At 66.0% G+C, this 3,191-nt stretch carries 3 protein-coding genes; 2 read left to right on the top strand and 1 reads right to left on the bottom strand.

Translation table 11 applies throughout. The annotated features are described in order from the left end of the window. The coding region (locus tag FJX73_12685) for a hypothetical protein (protein MBM3471626.1) at positions 1-903 on the top strand (903 nt) is incomplete at its 5' end. A 90-nt stretch (positions 904-993) separates the two neighbouring features. On the opposite strand, the gene FJX73_12690 is transcribed toward FJX73_12685, so the two are convergent. Then, positions 994-1,371, bottom strand: a complete 378-nt coding sequence (locus FJX73_12690) for a hypothetical protein (GenBank protein MBM3471627.1) — start codon at positions 1,369-1,371, stop codon at positions 994-996. On the opposite strand from FJX73_12690, the gene FJX73_12695 reads away from it, so the two are divergent. Beyond that, positions 1,372-3,111, top strand: coding sequence for an IS1634 family transposase (locus tag FJX73_12695; GenBank protein MBM3471628.1), 1,740 nt, complete (start codon positions 1,372-1,374; stop codon positions 3,109-3,111). Positions 3,112-3,191: the final 80 nt, after the last annotated feature.

Genomic DNA, 3,191 nt, shown 5'->3' on the forward strand with positions numbered 1-3,191 from the left:
TGGGACCTGACCTGCAGCGCGGATGGCAAGCGCCTGGCTCTGGTCAAGGGACGCGCTCAGCTCGACGTCTACCTCTGCGCGCTGGAGGATGAAGGACGTCGGCTTGGACCGCCTCGCCGATTGACGCTTGATGAGCGCAACGACTCCCCGATCGGCTGGACGCCCGACGGCCGGGATGTCCTGTTCGTGTCGGTGCGCACGCAATCGGCCAATGTCTACAGGCAGGGGATCGATCAGCGCTACGCATCGACGCTGCTCGAGCCGCCGCGCACGACGCAGCACGCCGTCTTCACGGCTGACGGAGGCTGGATCCTCTACCATCCTGATCCGTTGCCCGGCATCGAGCGGCCTGCGGGCCTGGCTCGCCTCGCGGAGACGGGAGGGTCGCCAGTCGCCGTTCCCGGGTCCGACTCCACTTGGTTTCCAGTGCAGTGCGGGTGCCGCGTAGGGGCGATGTGTGTGTTCTCGGTGTGCGCGGATGGCCGGTACGTGTTCTACCAACTCGACACCAGTGAGTGGAAAGCCAGGGAAATGGCCCGCGTGGAGGTTCCCCCGAAGGACTGGCGGAGCTTCTGGCATCTATCCCCCGACGGGATGAGGGTGGCGCTGGAGGTCGGGGGTCGCACGCGGATCATCGACCTGCGCACGGGCAGCGAGATCTCACCCTTGCCCGCCGGGCGGCACGCTCTCGAGCTCCTGGGGTGGGCGGCGGATGGCGGCCTCTGGCTCGGCCTCGGGGACGGCCAAGGAAGCAGGATCGTGCACGCCGACCTGTCCGGCGCGACACGAGAAGTGGGGACGCTCGACTATTTCTCCTCAGTCTGCGCTTCTCCGGACGGGCGATACCTGGCCTTCGACCGCGAGACCTATGAGGCCAACGCGTGGTTGGTCGAGGGATTCTGAGGCAGTGAAGCACCCTACATTCCGCATGTCGCCGGGCGTTCTTGCGGGAGTTTTGTAACCGCGTAACGCCTGATTGATGAGCTGGTTGCGTCACTCGTACGGTTCGTGTCTCTCCTCCATCAAGCCCTTCAACAGACCCTTTTCCTCCTCGGCAATGGCTTCGAGCTCACGCATGGCGGTGCGGAAGTCGCGGTAGTTCTCAACCCGCTCGTGTACGGTCTCGCGATCCGCTTGACGAACCACCTGGCAGCGCCGCTGGGCCCCGGAGCCAGTGGCCAACACCCAGGCGGGGTGTCCCGGCTTGCGAGCGCAGTGGCAGTTGGGCTTGCCGCATGTGCGGTGGACCAGCGACAGCGAAGCCTTCAGGAACGGCTCCGGCACCAGGAGGATCTCCAGGAGCTCGGCCCGGCGCTGCTCCAGCCGCCGGATCCGCGACAGGAGAACCAGAATGGGCTTGCGTGATTTCATATGTCTTGTATTATCGCACACGATGCAAGGATACAAGAAAGATCTTGTACGTCCGGGGAGGGAACGATGCGACGCACCCAGCCCGGGGCCGAGCTGCGGCGGCACTACCTCGGCCCGCACCCGATCATTCGCTACTACCTGGAGCGCATGAACTGGCGGCGGATCTTGCGAGGCTGCCTGGGATCAGGCCTGCGGCAGGGCCTGGACCATGCGGAGGTCCTGGGCGTGTTGGTGCACAACGTCCTGGTCTCCCGGGGTCCGATGTACCGGATCGGGGAGTGGGCGGCGCGGATCGAGCCCGAGAGCCTGGGATTGACGGACGCCCAGGTGAAGCGGCTCAACGACGACCGTCTCGTGCGCAGCCTCGAGGCGTTGGCCGGTGAGCGCGGGCGCAGCGTCTTCTTCCGCCTGGCGTTGCGAGTGATCAAGGACTTCGAGCTCCAGGTGCCCCGGGTCCACTTCGACACGACCACGGTGACGTTCTTCGGTCAGTACGAGAGTTCGCGCTCCGAGCCGCGGATCACCCACGGAGTCAACAAGGACCATCGGCCCGACCTGAAGCAGCTGATGTTTGGCCTGAACGTGACGAGCGATGGGGCGGTGCCGCTTCTGCATCAGGTGTTCAGCGGCAACCGCACGGATGACTCGGTCCACGTACGCAACCTGGATCTGTTGCGCGGACTGCTGGGGACCGAGGAGTTCGTCTACGTGGCCGACAGCAAGCTGTGCACGCGCGAGAACCTGGAGCACGTGGCGGCCTACGGCGGGGAGTTCGTCACGGTGATGCCGCGCACGAGGCAGGAGGATCGCCACTTCCGGCGCCAGTTGCGGGAGGGTCGCAGCCGGCCGCGGTGGCGCATGATCCTGCGGACGACCAGCGGCCGGCGGGGTGATGATCCGCCCGACATCTACGCCAGCACGCAGCTCGGGCCTCAGGAGACGGCCGAGGGCTACCGGATCATCTGGGTGCGTAGCTCCCAGAAGGCGCACCTGGATCGGCGGGCGCGGGAGGAACGCATCCGGCGCGCCGAGGTGGAGCTGAAGGAGTTGGCGCAGAAGGTCGGGAGCCGGCAGTTGCGTAGTCGCAAGGCGGTCGAGCAACGAGTGGCCCAAGAGTTGCGCCGGCGCAAGGTGGCCGACTGGCTCCAGGCGCGGGTCGTCACCTTCACCGAGGTCGAGCATCGCCACCTGCGCCCGGGCCGACCCCGGGCAGGGGATCCGCTGCGGGTCGTCCGGCGCTCACGGATCCAACTTGTCATCGAGCGCAACAAGCCCGCCATCCATGCCGAGTCGCGGACCGACGGGGTCTTCCCGTTGGTGACCAACATCCGCCACCGGCCCAAGCGCGAGATCCTGGAGATCTACAAGTACCAGCCCTACTTGGAGAAGCGCTTTGCCTTGACGAAGTCGGAGTACGGCGTGACGCCGATCTTCCTGAAGAAGCCGGTGCGGGTGATCGGGCTGCTGCACGTCTACTTCATGGCGATCATGGTCTCGGCGTTGATCGAGCGTCAGGTGCGGGCGGCGATGAAGACCCGCCGGATCGCGAGCATCCCGATTCTGCCCGAGGGTCGCGCCACACGCACGCCGACCACACCACGCATCCTGGAGAACTTCGCGGACGTGGCCTGGCACGAGTATCAGGAAGGGGACCGAGTCGTCAGCTTCCCGGTCAGGCTGACGCCCACGCAGGCGCTGTTGCTGGACTTGTGCGCCGTACCCAAGACGCTCTATCGTTGACCGGCTTCAAGAGGCCGGGAAACTCGGACAGACGCCTGCGGCGGAGTGCGGAATGTAGGAAGCACCTCTGCCAGTGATGA

This window comes from Armatimonadota bacterium (assembly GCA_016869025.1).
Taxonomy (GTDB): Bacteria; Sysuimicrobiota; Sysuimicrobiia; order Sysuimicrobiales; family Humicultoraceae; genus VGFA01.

Coding starts and splice junctions, on each gene's coding strand:
- FJX73_12690 (MBM3471627.1), bottom strand. CDS start 1,371: ATGAAATCACGCAAGCCCATTCTGGTTCTCCTGTCGCGGATCCGGCGG.
- FJX73_12695 (MBM3471628.1), top strand. CDS start 1,372: ATGTCTTGTATTATCGCACACGATGCAAGGATACAAGAAAGATCTTGT.